This is a genomic window from Hominimerdicola alba 8 (assembly GCF_000178155.2).
Classification (GTDB): Bacteria; Bacillota; Clostridia; order Oscillospirales; family Ruminococcaceae; genus Hominimerdicola; species Hominimerdicola alba_C.
In genome coordinates, this window is the sequence record NZ_ADKM02000134.1 from 69025 (window position 1) to 84970 (window position 15946).

A 15946-nucleotide genomic window follows, 5' to 3' on the forward strand; every position below is an offset into this window, starting at 1 on the left:
TTATCCCGCTGACATGCCATTTCTGACACTGTTTTATGAGCGGTCAGGATATTTGGCGGGAAGATATACGCCAACCACTTTAAGTTCTGTAAACCGCTGTTTTTTGTGATGTGATAAAGGAATAAAATATATTACAAAACGGATACAAGCTATATTATAACCGATATCCCGCCTTATGTCAATTGCCGTAAAGACAAAAGAAAACCCGAAAACTTCGGAGTTTTCGGGTATTTTGGTCAAATATGGAGTCATTCGCCGCCCGATGTTTCGGCATCGGTGGGCAGTTCGTCGGTCGGTTCTTCTTCGGTAAGCAAAGCATCGGGAGAATAGCGAGGTGCGGGTTCAAGGCGGCGCTTGCCCTTTACCTGTGCGGATATCAGCGAGATATCTGTTACATTTACACTGCCATCGCCGTTTACATCGGCGCGCAGCTGTTTTTCGGCGGAGAGCGGCTTGACTGTTTTCACATGGGCGGCTGCAAGGGACACATCTGTGACATTTATCGCGCCATCGCGGTTGATGTCGCCAAAAATGCCGCTGACCTTCTGCATGACTCCGCTGACTGTGAAAGTGGTCACCGAGTTGGGGGCAAGTTCTGTTGAAAAGCCTGTTTTATAGAGTTTCGGAGTGCTTTCAAGCATCTGCCAGTGTTCGCCGCTGTCAAGTCCGCCTGAGGTGCGCACAGCCGCTACCTCGCCCGAACTGAGGATATCAAAGCCATCAAACGTAAATTTCACAGGCTTTTCTTCGGCGGTGCAGTTGAGCGCCACTATGTTGAGCGTACCTGTGCGCAGGTCGTAGGCGGCTATGGTGTCGTCGTTGACTTTGATGAATGTCTGTCCTGCGCGGAGATATCGGCTGAACTGACCGTAGGCGTAGTAGCGCTGTGTCAGTGTCAGCCCTGAATTATCGGACTTTTCGTGTACCAGTCCAAGACTGCTGCCGCTATCGGTGACTGCCTGATACATGACCCATGCGGAGGCTTCTGCGCGGGTGAGGTCAGCTATCATCTGTCTGCCAAGACCGAGTGCCGATGACATTTCGCCGGCATTTTCACCCGCTGTGTAAAGACCGTCAGCTTCGGTGATGCGAACGGGAGTTTCGTCTGCTGCCGAGATAAGCTGTTCTGCCGAAGCGGTATCTGTGCTGTGGATATTCACCTTATTAACGGTTTGCCGCGCTTTTGCATCAAGTGCGTTAAGACCTGCGGCTGCGGCGGACATGTCTGCTTCGTCAGCGGCAGATATCTGCACTGTGCCAAGTCCCTTGCTGTTGAGGGCTGTACGCAGTGAAAGTATCAGCTTTGACTGCGCTTTTCCCTGTGAGATATGGCAGCCCTCCTGCAACTCGCTGTCTGCTTTCCAGTGGAGCGATGACGGTTCGTACATGGGCGCGATACTGTTTACATTCACGCCCGATGTTTTCAGTTTTGCCGCGATACCTGCAAGGTAGGTGGCGTAGTTGTCATAGCAGTCGTTTCTGATATTATCGCTGCCTGAGTAGACTGCACCTGCGGTACAGCCGCTTACGGTCATGAAATATGGCGGCGAAAATGAATATAGTTCCACCTTTGCAGAACTTCCCGCAGCTTCGGCAGACTTTTTCAGTGCATTTATCTGCGAGGTATCGCGGGCGGTGAGCGTGTAGCTGAGTTTTTCGGCATCAAGCAGATCTGCGTTCCACCATGATGGTATCACTGTGTCATTGTCGGTAAAATGGTTGTGTTCCGGCGAATCGCCGCCGCCGACATTATAGCGGATAATGTTCATTTTCAGACCGTCATCACCGTAGAGAAGGTCTGCCGCCTGACGGCAGATATCGTTTTTTCTGCCGAGCCTTTCGCCCCATCGATAGAGGTCAGTGCCCCAGCCCTCACAGACCGCGAAGCTGTTTTCGGCTGAAACGGTTATGACCTCCCGTTCTGCCGCGCCTGCTGACAGCGGAAGCTGTTCGGTCAGCAGCAGGGCGGTCAGCATTACGGATATCAGTTTTTTTGCTATCATTTTATACCTTTCCAAAAAAACAACTGCCTTATCATGCGATAAGGCAGCGTGTATTTTAATTGAATGCCTGTAGAGCCTTAAGTCTTTCGTCGTAAACGGTCTTTGCTGAGCCGTATGCGGCAGATGCTGTCTTAAGTTCGTTCTCCTTATCGCTGACGGTCTGCTTTGCGCCGTTGAGAGCGTTCTCGGCGTTTTTGTAAGCCTCTTCCTCAGCGGTTATGCTCTTGCCCTTGATGGTGTTGTTGTAGTACTCGTTGAATTTATCGGCAAACTCTGAAACGCTCACCGTTTCACCGGGACCTTGCTCTTCTGTGGCGAAGAGGATATTGTGTACGTTATTGTTCTTATTGCTGAAAGCGAAGCCCATTGCGACAGCGTCATCTTTCATAAGTCTGTTGAAGTCATCGCCGCCGTTCTCTTTCTGCTCGTTGTACCAGGCGTCAAACGGGTCTTCATAGCCGAATGCGAGGTCTTCTTCAAGACCTGTGTTATTGGCACTCTGACCATTGTTTGAAGCCACGTCGTTATTGAGCACTGCCAGTGCCATCAGTCTGTAGCTTACCCTGAGTTCGGATCTGCCCTCATCAGCCCTCAGCTGATTTGCCTTGTTCAGAAAATCTATGCTGCGCTTGACATTTTCTATCGAAGCGGCATCCTTTGCGTTGCCTGTTTCGACAGCGGAAGAATACTCGGATGCGTTGAAAGCGTTCATGCCATCGCCGTTTCCGATACTTTCATAGAAGCCGTAAAGACCGCGCTTATAGTTCTCGTTCTGGTTTGCATCATAGCCGCGCTTTACTTCTTCAAGTTTAGCCTTTGCAGCTTCAAACTCGCTCTGGAGCCTGTCCCTGTTGCCTTTTGCCTCATCGAGAGCCGCCTGTGCGCCGTCCAGCCTTGCAGATGTTTCATTCAGCTTTGCTTCGGCAGATGCCAATGCTTCCTGTGCTTTCTGCTTTTTGTTTTCTGCTGTATCAGCTTTGGAAGAAGCGGTGGTGGTTGCGGCTGTGGTCGTTTCGGTCTTGCGGCGGTTGTCCAGCTTTTCGGTGGACTGTGTAACAACAGGCGCATTTTCGTCGATCTCAGGTGCTTCGGAAGCATCACCGCCGAGAGTTGTCAGCAGGTCATCATCGGTGGCGAGCAGAGCTTCGCTTTCAGACGAACTGTCAACTACCCTTGCATCAGCTGCATGCGCTCCGCTTTTTTCGGAACGGCTGACCATTGTGGGATCCTGCTTCATACTGTACTTTACTACGACGCTGGTGAACAAAGCGACCAGAACCACTGCAAGCCCTATCCCCAGCTTGATGTTATTATTTGCCACATGTTCATTTTCCATATGTTGATCTTAACCTCATTCTTTCTCGTCTGTGTATAAACACTTATATATCTACCTTTGATATTATAGCACAAAATCTCAAACTTTTTTAAAACAAACTATTACGTGAAAATGAACGTAAACCTTTTCGGTGTTAGATTTTTTACCTCGTATTCACGGTGTTGCTATCTATTATGCACAAATTAGAATTAATTTGATTAAGTTAACTGTAGAAAGATGCAAAAATTAGGTTGAAAAAATTAGTTTATGATAAGGTAACAAAATGTAACAAGACCCCATCTGCATATCGGCAGACGGGGTCTTGGTCATCTTATTCAGCGTCTTTCAGATATTTGCTCTCAGCAGTGAAGGTGACTTTCAGTTCACTTTCGGCTGTGAGTTTGGTGCGGTCGATGGCAGGGTCGCTCTTGGTATTGCCGTAGTCGTTGTATATCTCGATACGGTAGTTGTTTTTGCCCTCGATATCGCCTTTCTGGAGTTTTGTCTGGTCAACTGCCAGTTCGGTGCCGTCAACGAATACCTTTACATTGGTTATCTTGAGGTCTTTCAGCTTGTCGGCACAGTCGATGAGGTCTACCACGAAAACAGCCGCACTCTCGATCTTCATGCCGTCAGCCGCAAAGGTATTATAGACGAGTGTGTTCTCACCGTTTACCACATCGGTCTGAACAGCGCCCTCGCCCGGTGTGAAAGTGGTCTGTGGTTCCCAGTTGCCGTCGGCAAAACCCAGGACAGCAACAGCATCTATCTTTTCAGCGGGGGCATCGGGGTCATCAGGTTCTTCCTTATAAGGTGTAACGTGGGGAACTTCATAGTCCTCCTCAGCGTTGATCGCTCTCAGCATTCCCTCGATGATGGTGGGGTAATCCACCTTGCCTGTTTTGCGGTCAAACAGTCGGCAGCCGCCCTTGCCCTTAGCACCGTTATCCCAGTATACGGGAATAGCGCCGTTCTGCTTGGCATACTTGACAACGTTCTCGCACCACTGTCTTCTGAACTCGGTGTTGTCGGGATCGGCGTAGGTCTTATCGGTGGGGCTGAACTCACCGATTATGACGGGGTAGCCCTCATCGGTGAACTTTTTCAGCTTTGCCATCTGTCGCTTAAGACCGCTCAGCGTGCCTGTGGTATCCAGCTTTGCCCTGTTGGTGAAATCTGCGCCCCACTGGGTATATCTGGTGCTTTCGTTCAATGCGAAGTTGTATGGGTCATAATAGTGGACAGATATAGCTATCCTGTTTGAAGGTGCAGTGCAGAGTTTGTCGGTCGGTATCTCAAAACCGTAGTCACCGACAGTGTAATCGATGTTGGTGTTCCAGCCCGGTACGAGCAGCCATCTTTCGGTGTTCTCGCCGCCCGCGCTTCTGACAGCGTCAACAAAGGTCTGGTTGAACTTGTTGATGTTCTGATAGGATTCGAGGTCGGGGTCGCCCCAGTTGGCTTCGGTGCTCTCATCGGTGGTGAAATTCTTGTAAGCGACATCACGCTTGCGTGCGAATTCCTCATTCATCGACTCGAAAATGACATGTTCATCATAATCTTTGAACATCTCAGCTATCTGAGTCCAAACAGCGGCGTACTTAGCCCTTATCTCAGCCTGCTGTTCTTCGGGGGCATCGCAGTACAGCCAGCCGCCTGCGATCGTGTGGTAGCCGTCACTGTGCATGTTGACGATGACATAGAGGTCTTCTGCCACCATGTAGTCAACGGACTCCTTGACCTGCGCGAGCCATTCTTCGTTTATCTTGTAATCGGGTCCCTCACCGATATTGTCGAGCCAGCCCACAGGCATTCTGACAGAGGAGAAACCGAGCGTTTTGATGGTCTTTGCAAGGTCTGCATTCATGGGGATATTGCCCCATGCGGTCGGGTCGGGTGTCATTTCGTAAACAGATTCTCCGTTTGCGTACTTAGCGGGTTGACCGTCAACATCTATCAGCGGCTTGCCAGTGGACTTTACAGCCTCGTAGGTGTTGCCGAGATTCCAGCCAAGACCCATAGCCTTAGTGAAAGCAGCCTGACCAAAGTCATCAGCGGACGGTTCATTTTTTTCGGGCAGCGGTTTAACGCCCTTGACATGGGCTGCCAGCAGCGAAACATCGGTGACATTTATTTTGCCGTCGCCGTTTACATCGGCAGCGGATTTTTTATCTTCCGATAAAGACTTAATGTTCTTTACGTGGGCAGAAAGCAATGAAACATCGGTGACATTTACTTTGTTATCGCCGTTCAGGTCGCCTTGTAAAGAACCCTCTGCACTTACAGAAAACATGCTGAATGCCTGACATGACATAGCGCACACCGCAGCAAGGGCGGTCAGCTTTTTGATAGCATTTTTCATTTTTCTCTCTCCTATCATAAAATGTTAAAATATTAAACGTCAGCCACGACACACAGCCGCGACCCTTCCAAACGATTACATTATACCATACTTTTTGCCTAAATGCAAGAGAGTAAAGTCGATTATTTTTGTAAAATTTATGCGCTGTGAGTAAAATATGAAACTGTCTTTTATGTGTGATGGCAGATGTCAGTCATTAAAGCGGCATGTCCGCCATATCATTATAAAAAAGGAGGAAACGCTATGGAGATACGAAAAAAGCTGACGATAATGTTTATTTGCCTGACAGTGCTGTGCGGGCTGCTGCCGGATCGTGTATGTGCGGAAACTGTTCCGGTGGAGGATCTGCTTGCTTCCATGCCCGCAGATGAGATAATAGCGGTCGAGTGCAGCACAGGAAAGGTGCTGATGGAGAAAAACTCCGATATAACGGCTGAGGTATCACATCTTGCAAAACTGATGCTGGTGCTGCTGACAGCTGAGAAGATAGAGAACGGCGAACTGTCTTTGGACGATGTGGTCACTGCATCGGCAAATGCCAATTCACAGCCTGCACCGCAGATATGGCTCGACAAGAACGAGAAGATAACTGTCGATGAACTTCTCAAGTCCATAACCGTCAGCAACGCGAATGATGGTGCTGTAGCGCTGGCAGAACACATCTTCGGGACTTCTGAGAGTGCTGTGGCTGAGATGAACCGAAAAGCAGAACTGCTTGACATGCGTTCGACCACATATGCAGATGTCTGCGGGATAGATGAACACACTCTCTCAGATGCGGCAGATACGGCTGTTTTGGCATCTGAACTTGTAAAGCATGAGATGTTGATACCATATTTTACATCGTGGCTGGAATATGTACGTGACGGTAAAGCTGAACTTGTGAACCTGAACCGTCCGGTGCGCAGCTACAAGGGTATCACGGGCATGAAAGCGTGCAGCACATCGGCAGCGGGGGAGTGTGCGGTCGTAACGGCACAGCGCAGCGGCATGGATATCGCGGTGGTGATAATAGGCGGCGATAAGCGGGAAAATGTCGATGATATGTCAAAAAAACTCCTTGATATGTGCTTTGAAAGCTACTCGCTGTATTCCCCCGAACCGACTGCCGAAATGCTGAAAAAGATACCCGTCAACGGCGGTGAACAGAAAAAAGTGGCTGTCACTTTCGGTGAACTGCCCGATGCTGTCATACCAAAAGGGTCTTCATCGGGGTTCGAGATGAAGTTTGAAAAGGAAGAACAGCTGACTGCACCTGTAAGGAAAGGTCAGGTCTGCGGGCGGCTGACCTGCATGATGGGCGGTCAGGAGATGTACTCGGCAGAACTGGTAGCGGCAAAAGATGTCAAGAAGATCAGCTTTGCATTTAATTTGAAACAGTTGTTGATTAATCTGCTTAAATTTTAAGGCGGGTTTTGTACTGATTGTACAAAAGTGACAAGTCTTAGTGAAATTGCTTGCAAAGTTTAGAAAAATATTGTATAATAAACAAAAGTAAATTACAAGAAAGGCTGATCTGAAATGTCACTTACTTTGAGAACAAAATATCTTGAGGGCTTTGTCGCTGACCATGAGTTCGATGCTATCGCTCCTGCTGTCACCGCTGCCCACAATACCCTTGCTGCCAAGAACGGCCCCGGCAACGATTTTCTGGGCTGGGTCGAGCTTCCTACCGATTATGACAAGGAAGAATTCGCAAGGATAAAGGCTGCTGCCGAGAAGATAAAGGCTAAGGCTGATGTGCTGATAGTTATCGGTATAGGCGGTTCATATCTGGGCGCGAGAGCGGCTATAGAACTGCTGAAGTCGCCATTCTACAACAACCTGAAAAAGGATACCCCTGATATCTACTTTGTCGGCAACAACATAAGCGCTACCTACCTCAACGAGGTGCTGAGCATCTGTGAGGGCAGAGATATATGTGTAAACGTTATCTCCAAGTCGGGTACTACCACCGAGCCTGCACTTGCATTCAGAGTTTTCAAGAAGCTGCTGGAAGACAAGTACGGCAAGGACGAGGCTAAGGAGAGAATATTCGCTACTACAGACAAGGCTAAGGGTACTCTTAAAGAACTGTCTGACGAAATGGGCTACGAAACATTCGTTGTGCCTGATGATGTCGGCGGAAGATTTTCTGTACTGACCGCTGTTGGTCTGCTGCCTATAGCTGTTGCAGGCTGCGATATCGACGCATTGATGCAGGGCGCAAGAAACGCTCAGAAGAAGTATGCGAACGATGACGGCAACGACTGCTACAAGTACGCTGCTGCAAGAAATATCCTTTACAGAAAGGGTAAGAAGGTCGAGATGCTGGTTTCCTACGACCCCGCATTCACACTGATGGGCGAGTGGTACAAGCAGCTGTTCGGCGAGAGCGAAGGCAAGGACGGCAAGGGTATTTTCCCATCTGCTGCTACTTTCTCCACAGACCTGCACTCGCTGGGTCAGTTCATTCAGGACGGTTCGGACATAATGTTTGAAACTGTTGTGAACATAAAGACCCCGAAGCAGGACTTCTTCATTGAGGAAGATGCTGAGAACAGAGATGGTCTGAACTTCCTGTCAAACCAGAATATGTCTGTTGTAAACAGCAAGGCATTCGAGGGCACTATACTCGCTCACACTGAGGGCGGCGTGCCTAACCTTGTTATCGACATGGACAAGATAGACGAGGAAAACCTGGGCGAACTGATATACTTCTTCGAGAAGGCATGCGCTATTTCGGGCTATATGCTGGGTGTTAACCCGTTCAATCAGCCGGGCGTTGAAAGCTACAAGAAGAACATGTTCGCACTGCTGGGCAAACCGGGCTATGAGGATCAGAAGGCTGCGCTGGAAGCAAGGCTTGGCTGATAGAAAAAAGGAATTATGCGGCTGACACCGCTTATGGCAGATGCCGCTTAAAATAAATGCTTTTAAAGCAGAATGGAGAGTTATTATGATCAATTTAATTCCGGGCAAAAAGGGTACAGGCAAGACTAAGATACTTGTTGACTCCATTGTAAAGGCTGCCGAGAAGGCAACGGGCAACGTTGTCTGCATCGAGAGAGGCATGAAGCTCACTTACGATATTCCCCACAGTGTAAGACTGGTGGATGCTGAGGACTATGCTATCAGCAATTATGAGAGATTTTATGGTTTTGTTGCAGGTCTGCTGGCAGGCAACCACGACATTCAGGAGATCTTTGTTGACGGTATCCTGAAGATCGGCGGCAGAGATTATGATGAACTGGGCAGCATGCTGGAGTCCATAGCTGTACTGGCTAAGGATATCAACATCGTGTTCACCATATCGGCTGATGTTGAAGATCTGCCTGCAAAGGTAAGAGCTTTCATCAAGTAATATTTTGAATTTTTCGGGTGTGCTGCTCCTGTCATAAGGCGGGGCGGCATTTCCCTGTAAAATGAAAATTTATTTTGAATTAACAAAAAAATTCAGAAAAACTATTGACAAATCGCAGATTTCGGGTTATAATGGAGTTTGTGATGTTTGAGGTGTACTATGAAAATACATCTGAAAGAGCTTTTCGACATAGTCGGTGAGGTCAAGGAGTTTGACTATGAGATCACGCCTGAGCAGGTCGGAGAGTATTCATCGTATGATTTTACAGCACCTATAGCAGTCAGCGGCAGGGCAGAGAACCGCGCGGGCGTTGTAACGCTCGATTTCGGGGTGAAGTTTGGACTGTCACAGGTCTGCGACAGATGTCTTAAAGAGTTTGAGCGGGAGTATGCTTACGAGTTCTCGCATATTCTGGTCAGACAGCTCCACAGCGGGCGTGATGACTATGATGAATATGTTGTCTGTGAGGATAATGTGCTCGAACTGGATGAGCTGGTAATCTCAGATATGCTGCTGTCACTTCCCACGAAGATACTCTGCAAGGAGGATTGCAAGGGGCTGTGCTTCAAATGCGGCAAGGATCTGAATGAAGGCGACTGCGATTGTCCGAAAGACTGACCGTCTGGGGACAGGTGTTATTATTACCGAAGAGGAGGTGCCAAAATGGCAGTACCAAAGAGAAAAGTTTCTAAGGCAAGACGTGATAAAAGACGTTCGGCTGTATGGAAGCTCGATGCGCCTGCACTGAGCAGATGCTCAAACTGCGGCGAGCTGACTTCGCCCCACAGAGTTTGCAAGAACTGTGGTTTTTACAAGGGCGTTGAGGTCATCAAGAAGGACGCTTAAGCCTTTTGGTGCCTTGACAGTCTTAGAAGACGAGCTTTACAGGCAGAGGAACTTTGTTTCCTCTGCCTTTTATTTTTGCTTGATTTTTTTTGACCGATATGATATAATAAAAAGAGTCTGTATTTTGAAAGGAGAGGATATTATGGTGCTGCCTGTTGTTGCCGTTGTCGGCAGACCCAACGTGGGCAAATCAACACTTTTTAATAAACTTATAGGTCAGCGGCTTTCGATAGTCGAGGACACACCCGGCGTTACAAGAGATCGTATCTACGGTAAATGTGAATGGCTGGGAAGAGAATTCATGCTGGTAGACACGGGAGGTATCGAGCCTGAGAGCGATGATATCATTCTGTCGCAGATGAGAAGACAGTCTGAACTGGCTATAACTTCGGCAAACGTGATAATACTTGTCACAGATATCAAGAGCGGTGTTACCTCGACTGATATGGAGGTCGCACAAATGCTTATGAAATCAGGCAAACCTGTGGTGCTGTGCGTGAATAAGGTCGATAACGTGGGCGAACCCCCGATGGAACTTTATGAATTTTATAATCTCGGTCTGGGTGAGCCTTTCCCTGTGTCATCGGTACACGGTCACGGTACAGGCGATATGCTTGACGAGGTGCTGAAATATCTGCCTGAGATATCTGCTGAGGAAGATGACGATGAGGCTGTAAAGGTAGCTGTTATCGGTAAGCCGAATGTGGGCAAATCTTCGCTGATAAACCGCATATGCGGCGAGGAGAGAGTGATAGTATCGGATATTGCGGGAACTACCCGCGATGCAACAGATACGGATATCGAAAATGAGTTCGGCAAATTCGTTTTTATCGATACTGCGGGTATACGCCGCAAGTCGAAAGTGCTGGAAACGGTTGAGAAATACTCGGTGCTGAGGGCTTATATGGCGGTGGACAGGGCTGATGTGGCTGTCATCGTCATAGATGCGACTGTCGGTTTTACCGAGCAGGACAGCAAGGTTGCGGGGTACGCTCACGAAAAGGGCAAGGCTTGCGTTGTGGCTGTCAATAAGTGGGACGCGCTGGAAAAAGACGGTAAAACGATGAATGAGTTCCGCAAAAAGCTAGAGAATGATTTCAGCTTTATGAGTTATGTGCCGTTCGTTTTCGTGTCTGCAAAGACAGGTCTGCGCGTGGACAAGCTGTTTGAGATGATAAGATATGTCAAGGAAAAGAACTCTGTGCGCATAGCGACAGGCAAACTGAATGAAGTGCTGGCGTATGCCACACAGCGTGTTCAGCCGCCTTCCGACAAGGGCAGAAGACTCAAGATATACTACATGACGCAGGTTTCCACAAACCCGCCGACATTTGTTTTCTTTGTGAACAGGGCTGAACTGTTCCACTTCTCATATCAGAGGTATCTTGAAAATCAGATACGCGAAACATTCTCGCTGGACGGCACGCCTATTGTTTTCAAGATAAGAGAACGCGACAGAGATGATGTAAAGTAGGAGCATAAACATGAAAGACGTTTTGGCTATATTATTCACAGTTTTCTTTTCGTATCTTCTGGGAAGCCTGAATTCAGCGATAATCGTGTGCAGGCTATGGAAAAAGCAGGATATACGCGACTACGGCAGTAAGAACGCGGGGCTGACGAACGTGCTCCGCGTTTACGGCAAGGGTCCTGCGCTGGCGACACTGCTTTGCGACCTTGCGAAAGGTGTTATCGCAGTGGTAGTCTGTCGTGTGGTGGTGCATAAGGTCATGGGGGTAGAGTTCTTTGATGACCCGCACTTTATCGGTTATGTGGCAGGTCTGTGCGTTATGCTGGGACATTGTTTCCCTGTGTTTTATGGTTTTCACGGCGGAAAGGGCGTGCTGCTGGCGGCGACGACCTTGCTTGCCATCGACCCGCTGACATGTGTCTGTGCGCTGGCAGTCTTTGGCGTACTGCTGGCGGCAACGAAATATGTGTCGGTCGGCTCGATATTCGCTGCTGTTGCTTACCCGACATTTACCTTTATTTTGCAGAGATTTGTATACAATGGCGGCTGTGCAGTCGTGCCAAATACGCTGATGGGCGTGTGCATTTGTGTGCTGATAATCTCACTGCACCACGCTAACATCAAGCGCCTTATGAATGGTACTGAGAATAAATTCGGACAGAAAAAGGCTGCTGTAAAAGAGGGCGATAAATGATCTCGACCCGCGAACTTACCGAAAAGGAGTTCCTTGACACCATGTCGGGCGGCATGAAGAATGTTACCGACACGGCTGAGCGGCTTACAGATATATGGGCTTATGCCTCGCAAAGCGGGGTGCATGAGGTGTTCGGGCATTACTATAGCAATCCGCCTTAAAATTCAGACAAAATCCAGTCACAAAATCCATAGATCCAAGCTTTTGCGACTGGATTTTGTGAATTTAAATAGTTGGATTGCTATAGCTTGATCTTGGTGAGAAATACGGTCTTTGATAGAAATATCCCAATTTGGTTGTGTGCTAAAGGGATAATCATAATCAGCAATACACATCAAAATTGGGAGATAGAAATAAGTCTATAAAAGCTGACATGCGTACAGGGGCGCTGAAAGACTGCGCTTTTGTACGCATGGGTGTATCAAGGGATAGATATAGGGAGAACGACATGAACAAAACACTAAAAGCAATACACAGGATATTATTCTGGCTGAACCCGACCGCGATCGTGGTGACACTGGTGATCTACCTGATGAAGTGGAACAGCTACCCGCAGGAGATAGGCGTGCATTTTGGCCCTGACGGTAATTTTGACGTTATCGCGGCAAAATACTACGGACTTTACTGGCAGTTGATGGGCGGGCTGGCAATAGGCGGCGCGGCACTGGTCAATTACCTTGTCAGCAGGAAAAATGTGGGTCTGAAAATGAATGAAAAGGGCGACAGGCTTTTCAGGACGGTTATGACTTTCACAACTGATGCTGTGCTTTTGTTTGTCACTGCTATGTTCGTAAATGCTTCGAGGGGTGTCATCATACAGCAGGGCATAGACAAAAATGTTATGACCCTTTTTATGACGATAGTTTTTTTCGCTTTTCTTATAGGGCTTACCGCTTTGATAGTTATTTATGCGACCCACAAGGATAAAGCCGAAAAGAAGGACGATCCCAATAAGGGCATAAGGCTCAGCCGTATCGCCGCATGGCTCATTGAGGTGTGCGCTCTTTTGATTTTCTTTTTAATAAGCGAAAGAATGCCGAGCGATGAAAGATATGCCTTTGACCCCGACTATGCAGGTCTGGCGTATTTTGGAAATTTAGACAGGTACATGAGCAAGTGGCTGATACTTGTGCCGCATGCTGTGCTGATCGCGTTTCTTGCGACATGTGAGGTCATAGCTGTCAAAGCTGTGAAAAAAGAGCATTTTGCCGCTGTAAAGCTGGCTGACAGGTCAAAGGTGACTACGGCGCTGATGGCATTCTGGTGGAATATTAACCTCTGCTCTGAAATAAGTATAGGCATCGTATCGGTGACTGTGTGGGCAGGTTTCTGCGTGCTGTGGGCGGTGCTGTATCTTATGGGAAGGAAAAAAGGCAGTTCGGCGGAAAAGTGATAATATTCGCCTTATGCACACATAACTGTCACTTAATTGGGATATAATCTGGTAAACGATCAATATTTTTTGTGGTTATCCCGCTGACACACCACAAAAACAGCGGCTATACAGAACTTAAGGTTCTTGGCGTATGGCGCTCAATTATCCTTTTGTTTACCGCATTTTTAGTTGGTGTGCTAAAGGGATAGTCATAATATTTTTTGACAACGATCAATAAACGGGAGGTATGACAAATGGCAACTATTACTATTCTCGGCTCGGGCGGATTCGGGCTCTCGCTGGCTATAATGTGCGACAATGCGGGGCATGATGTCACGGTATGGAGCAAGTTTCAGGACGAGATAGACACCATCAACCGTACAGGAGAACTGAAAAGCAAACTGCCCGGCGTGCTGATCAACAAGACTATCAAGCTGACTACCGATATTTCGGCGGCTAAGGGGAAGGATATGGTCATTGTGGGCATACCCTCTAACTTCGTTCGCAGCGTTTGTGAGGAAGCTGCGCCTTACATAGACAAGGATACTATAATCGTGAACACCGCAAAGGGTCTTGAAGCGGGCAGTCTTAAACGAATGACTGAGGTAGAAAAGGAATGTTTTCCCGACAATATAATCGCGGTACTGACAGGACCTTCACATGCGGAGGAAGTTGCGCGCGGCATACCCACAACTGTCTGTACGGCATGCGAGAACAGGGAAGCGGCAAATTTCATTCAGCAGACCCTCTCGAACAACACTTTCAGGGTGTATGTGAACGATGATGTCATCGGCTGTGAGATAGGCGGTTCGCTGAAAAATGTAATCGCGCTGGCGGCAGGCGTGTGCGACGGTCTGGGGCTGGGTGACAACACCAAAGCGGCGCTTATGACCAGAGGTATCCGCGAGATAGCAAGGCTGGGCATCGCGATGGGCGCTGAACGTGATACTTTCGCAGGACTTAGCGGCATCGGTGACCTGATAGTTACCTGCTGTTCGATGCACAGCCGCAACAGGCGTGCGGGCATACTTATCGGCAAGGGTACCGACCCTGCTGAGGCAGTAAGACAGGTCGGCACTGTTGAGGGATATTCCTGCACGAAGAATGCTTACGATCTGGCTAAGAAAATGGGTATCGAGATGCCCATAACCGAAGAACTGGCAAAAGTGCTGTTCGAGGGTGCGCCTGTGGGCGAGAGCATAAAGAAGCTGATGAGCAGACCATCAAAGAATGAAACAGAAAGCCAGTTTTTAAGTTGACGGGGGTGCGCGATGTTAAGAAAGTATAATATCAAGACAGATGAAACGGGACTTTACAATATTACCAGCTATGTGCGCCAGACTCTCAACGAGTCGGGGGTGGAAAGCGGCATTGCTGTGGTATTCTGCCCGCACACCACTGCGGCGATAACTATAAACGAGAATGCCGATCCCGATGTGCAGACCGACCTGTTGTTCGCGCTGGACAAGACCTACCCCGACAGACCTCAGTTCAGACATATGGAGGGCAACTCGGCGGCACACCTGAGATCAAGCTGTGTGGGCGCATCTGAAACTGTCATCATCGAGGACGGCAGTCTTCTGCTGGGTACATGGCAGGGCATATATTTTGCTGAGTTTGACGGCCCGAGAACGAGGACTTTCTATGTCAAGATCGTAAAAGGCTGAGATAATTTTGCGGCGGCAGCTGCGGAGGATCGCGTTCTCCGCAGTTTTTTTCTGAGAATTTACATTAAACCCCTTTACAAGAGGAAAAAAATATAGTATAATTTTATTGTGAGTAATTATGCGCAAAGGTGCAAAAATATGTTTTAAGGAGTGTTATCTATGGGTGCTAAATATAAGCGTATACTCCTCAAGCTGAGCGGCGAAGCTCTGGCGGGGGAAAAGAAGATCGGTCTGGATTATGAGATAATCAACACTTTAGGCAAGAGCATAAAGAAAGTCGTTGATGCGGGTGTCGAGGTCGGCATAGTTGTCGGCGGCGGCAATTTCTGGAGAGGTCGTTCGAGCGGCGCTATGGACAGAACAAGGGCTGACCACATCGGTATGCTGGCAACTGCCATGAACGCACTGGCTGTGGCTGACGGTCTTGAAAACTGCGGTATGGAAGTCAGAGTGCAGACTGCTATCTCGATGCCGCAGGTGGCTGAACCTTATATCAGGAACAAGGCTATGCGCCATTTTGAAAAGGGCAGAGTGTGCATATTCGGATGCGGAACAGGTAACCCATTCTTCTCCACCGACACGGCTGCTGCACTCAGGGCTGCCGAGATAGAGGCGGATATATTCCTGAAGGCTACTATGGTAGACGGCGTTTATGACAAGGATCCCCATAAGTACTCTGATGCTGTCAAGTATGACACACTGACATTCAACGAAGTGCTGGAAAAAGGCTTGCAGGTAATGGATTCAACTGCGGCGGCACTTTGCAAGGACAATAATATCCCGGTACTGGTGTTCGATCTGGCAAGACCTGACAACATCTATGATGCCTGCATGGGCGAAAATGTGGGCACACTGGTATCGGCTGAATAA

Annotated in this window: 15 protein-coding genes; 12 read left to right on the forward strand and 3 right to left on the reverse strand. The window is 48.4% G+C overall.

The features are described 5' to 3' along the window. Positions 1-248: 248 nt before the first annotated feature. The 3 genes from CUS_RS17540 to CUS_RS18895 all read right to left on the reverse strand — a co-directional run bounded on the left by CUS_RS17540 (position 249) and on the right by CUS_RS18895 (position 5680). Entirely contained in the window at positions 249-2003 is a 1755-nt protein-coding gene (locus CUS_RS17540) for a glycoside hydrolase (RefSeq protein WP_037277928.1), read from the reverse strand. A gap of 55 nt (positions 2004-2058) precedes the next feature. Further along, positions 2059-3324: a hypothetical protein gene (locus tag CUS_RS17545; protein WP_172634543.1), complete on the reverse strand. Its 1266-nt coding sequence runs from the start codon at positions 3322-3324 to the stop codon at positions 2059-2061. Between the two features lie 325 nt (positions 3325-3649). Beyond that, the gene (locus tag CUS_RS18895; protein WP_002853181.1) at positions 3650-5680 is read right to left on the reverse strand and encodes a cellulase family glycosylhydrolase; all 2031 of its coding nucleotides are present in this window, start codon (positions 5678-5680) and stop codon (positions 3650-3652) included. A gap of 243 nt (positions 5681-5923) precedes the next feature. Here CUS_RS18895 and CUS_RS17555 point away from each other — a divergent pair, with 243 nt between their 5' ends. The 12 genes from CUS_RS17555 to pyrH all read left to right on the forward strand — a co-directional run bounded on the left by CUS_RS17555 (position 5924) and on the right by pyrH (position 15946). Beyond that, positions 5924-7087 (forward strand): D-alanyl-D-alanine carboxypeptidase family protein, encoded by a 1164-nt coding sequence (locus CUS_RS17555; protein WP_002853405.1) that lies wholly within the window; start codon positions 5924-5926, stop codon positions 7085-7087. 114 nt (positions 7088-7201) lie between these two features. Then, positions 7202-8533, forward strand: coding sequence for a glucose-6-phosphate isomerase (locus CUS_RS17560; RefSeq protein ID WP_002853246.1), 1332 nt, complete (start codon positions 7202-7204; stop codon positions 8531-8533). An 85-nt stretch (positions 8534-8618) separates the two neighbouring features. Then, the gene (locus tag CUS_RS17565; protein WP_002853399.1) at positions 8619-9023 is read left to right on the forward strand and encodes a hypothetical protein; all 405 of its coding nucleotides are present in this window, start codon (positions 8619-8621) and stop codon (positions 9021-9023) included. A 159-nt stretch (positions 9024-9182) separates the two neighbouring features. Next, positions 9183-9641, forward strand: a complete 459-nt coding sequence (locus CUS_RS17570; protein ID WP_002853201.1) for a YceD family protein — start codon at positions 9183-9185, stop codon at positions 9639-9641. Between the two features lie 45 nt (positions 9642-9686). Further along, a complete protein-coding gene (gene rpmF / locus CUS_RS17575; protein WP_002853327.1) occupies positions 9687-9869 on the forward strand; it encodes a 50S ribosomal protein L32 in 183 nt (60 codons plus the stop codon). Positions 9870-10011: 142 nt separating this feature from the next. Then, a complete protein-coding gene (gene der / locus CUS_RS17580; protein ID WP_002853418.1) occupies positions 10012-11343 on the forward strand; it encodes a ribosome biogenesis GTPase Der in 1332 nt (443 codons plus the stop codon). Between the two features lie 10 nt (positions 11344-11353). Continuing rightward, the gene (gene plsY / locus CUS_RS17585; RefSeq protein WP_002853362.1) at positions 11354-12034 is read left to right on the forward strand and encodes a glycerol-3-phosphate 1-O-acyltransferase PlsY; all 681 of its coding nucleotides are present in this window, start codon (positions 11354-11356) and stop codon (positions 12032-12034) included. Beyond that, positions 12031-12195: a hypothetical protein gene (locus CUS_RS19975; protein ID WP_002853409.1), complete on the forward strand. Its 165-nt coding sequence runs from the start codon at positions 12031-12033 to the stop codon at positions 12193-12195. The genes plsY and CUS_RS19975 overlap by 4 nt, the downstream gene beginning before the upstream one ends. Positions 12196-12482: 287 nt before the next feature. Beyond that, a complete protein-coding gene (locus CUS_RS17590; RefSeq protein ID WP_002853359.1) occupies positions 12483-13427 on the forward strand; it encodes a hypothetical protein in 945 nt (314 codons plus the stop codon). A gap of 236 nt (positions 13428-13663) precedes the next feature. After that, the gene (locus tag CUS_RS17595; protein WP_002853373.1) at positions 13664-14668 is read left to right on the forward strand and encodes an NAD(P)H-dependent glycerol-3-phosphate dehydrogenase; all 1005 of its coding nucleotides are present in this window, start codon (positions 13664-13666) and stop codon (positions 14666-14668) included. Between the two features lie 12 nt (positions 14669-14680). Continuing rightward, complete coding sequence (locus tag CUS_RS17600) at positions 14681-15076, forward strand: secondary thiamine-phosphate synthase enzyme YjbQ (protein WP_002853343.1); 396 nt, start codon at positions 14681-14683, stop codon at positions 15074-15076. Positions 15077-15235: 159 nt separating this feature from the next. Beyond that, a complete protein-coding gene (gene pyrH / locus CUS_RS17605; protein ID WP_002853251.1) occupies positions 15236-15946 on the forward strand; it encodes a UMP kinase in 711 nt (236 codons plus the stop codon).

Excerpts from the sequence above, each read along its gene's own strand:
- CUS_RS17540 (WP_037277928.1), bottom strand. The coding sequence starts at position 2,003 with ATGATAGCAAAAAAACTGATATCCGTAATGCTGACCGCCCTGCTGCTG.
- CUS_RS18895 (WP_002853181.1), bottom strand. The coding sequence starts at position 5,680 with ATGAAAAATGCTATCAAAAAGCTGACCGCCCTTGCTGCGGTGTGCGCT.
- CUS_RS17555 (WP_002853405.1), top strand. The coding sequence starts at position 5,924 with ATGGAGATACGAAAAAAGCTGACGATAATGTTTATTTGCCTGACAGTG.
- CUS_RS17560 (WP_002853246.1), top strand. The coding sequence starts at position 7,202 with ATGTCACTTACTTTGAGAACAAAATATCTTGAGGGCTTTGTCGCTGAC.
- CUS_RS17565 (WP_002853399.1), top strand. The coding sequence starts at position 8,619 with ATGATCAATTTAATTCCGGGCAAAAAGGGTACAGGCAAGACTAAGATA.
- CUS_RS17570 (WP_002853201.1), top strand. The coding sequence starts at position 9,183 with ATGAAAATACATCTGAAAGAGCTTTTCGACATAGTCGGTGAGGTCAAG.
- rpmF (WP_002853327.1), top strand. The coding sequence starts at position 9,687 with ATGGCAGTACCAAAGAGAAAAGTTTCTAAGGCAAGACGTGATAAAAGA.
- der (WP_002853418.1), top strand. The coding sequence starts at position 10,012 with ATGGTGCTGCCTGTTGTTGCCGTTGTCGGCAGACCCAACGTGGGCAAA.
- plsY (WP_002853362.1), top strand. The coding sequence starts at position 11,354 with ATGAAAGACGTTTTGGCTATATTATTCACAGTTTTCTTTTCGTATCTT.
- CUS_RS19975 (WP_002853409.1), top strand. The coding sequence starts at position 12,031 with ATGATCTCGACCCGCGAACTTACCGAAAAGGAGTTCCTTGACACCATG.
- CUS_RS17590 (WP_002853359.1), top strand. The coding sequence starts at position 12,483 with ATGAACAAAACACTAAAAGCAATACACAGGATATTATTCTGGCTGAAC.
- CUS_RS17595 (WP_002853373.1), top strand. The coding sequence starts at position 13,664 with ATGGCAACTATTACTATTCTCGGCTCGGGCGGATTCGGGCTCTCGCTG.
- CUS_RS17600 (WP_002853343.1), top strand. The coding sequence starts at position 14,681 with ATGTTAAGAAAGTATAATATCAAGACAGATGAAACGGGACTTTACAAT.
- pyrH (WP_002853251.1), top strand. The coding sequence starts at position 15,236 with ATGGGTGCTAAATATAAGCGTATACTCCTCAAGCTGAGCGGCGAAGCT.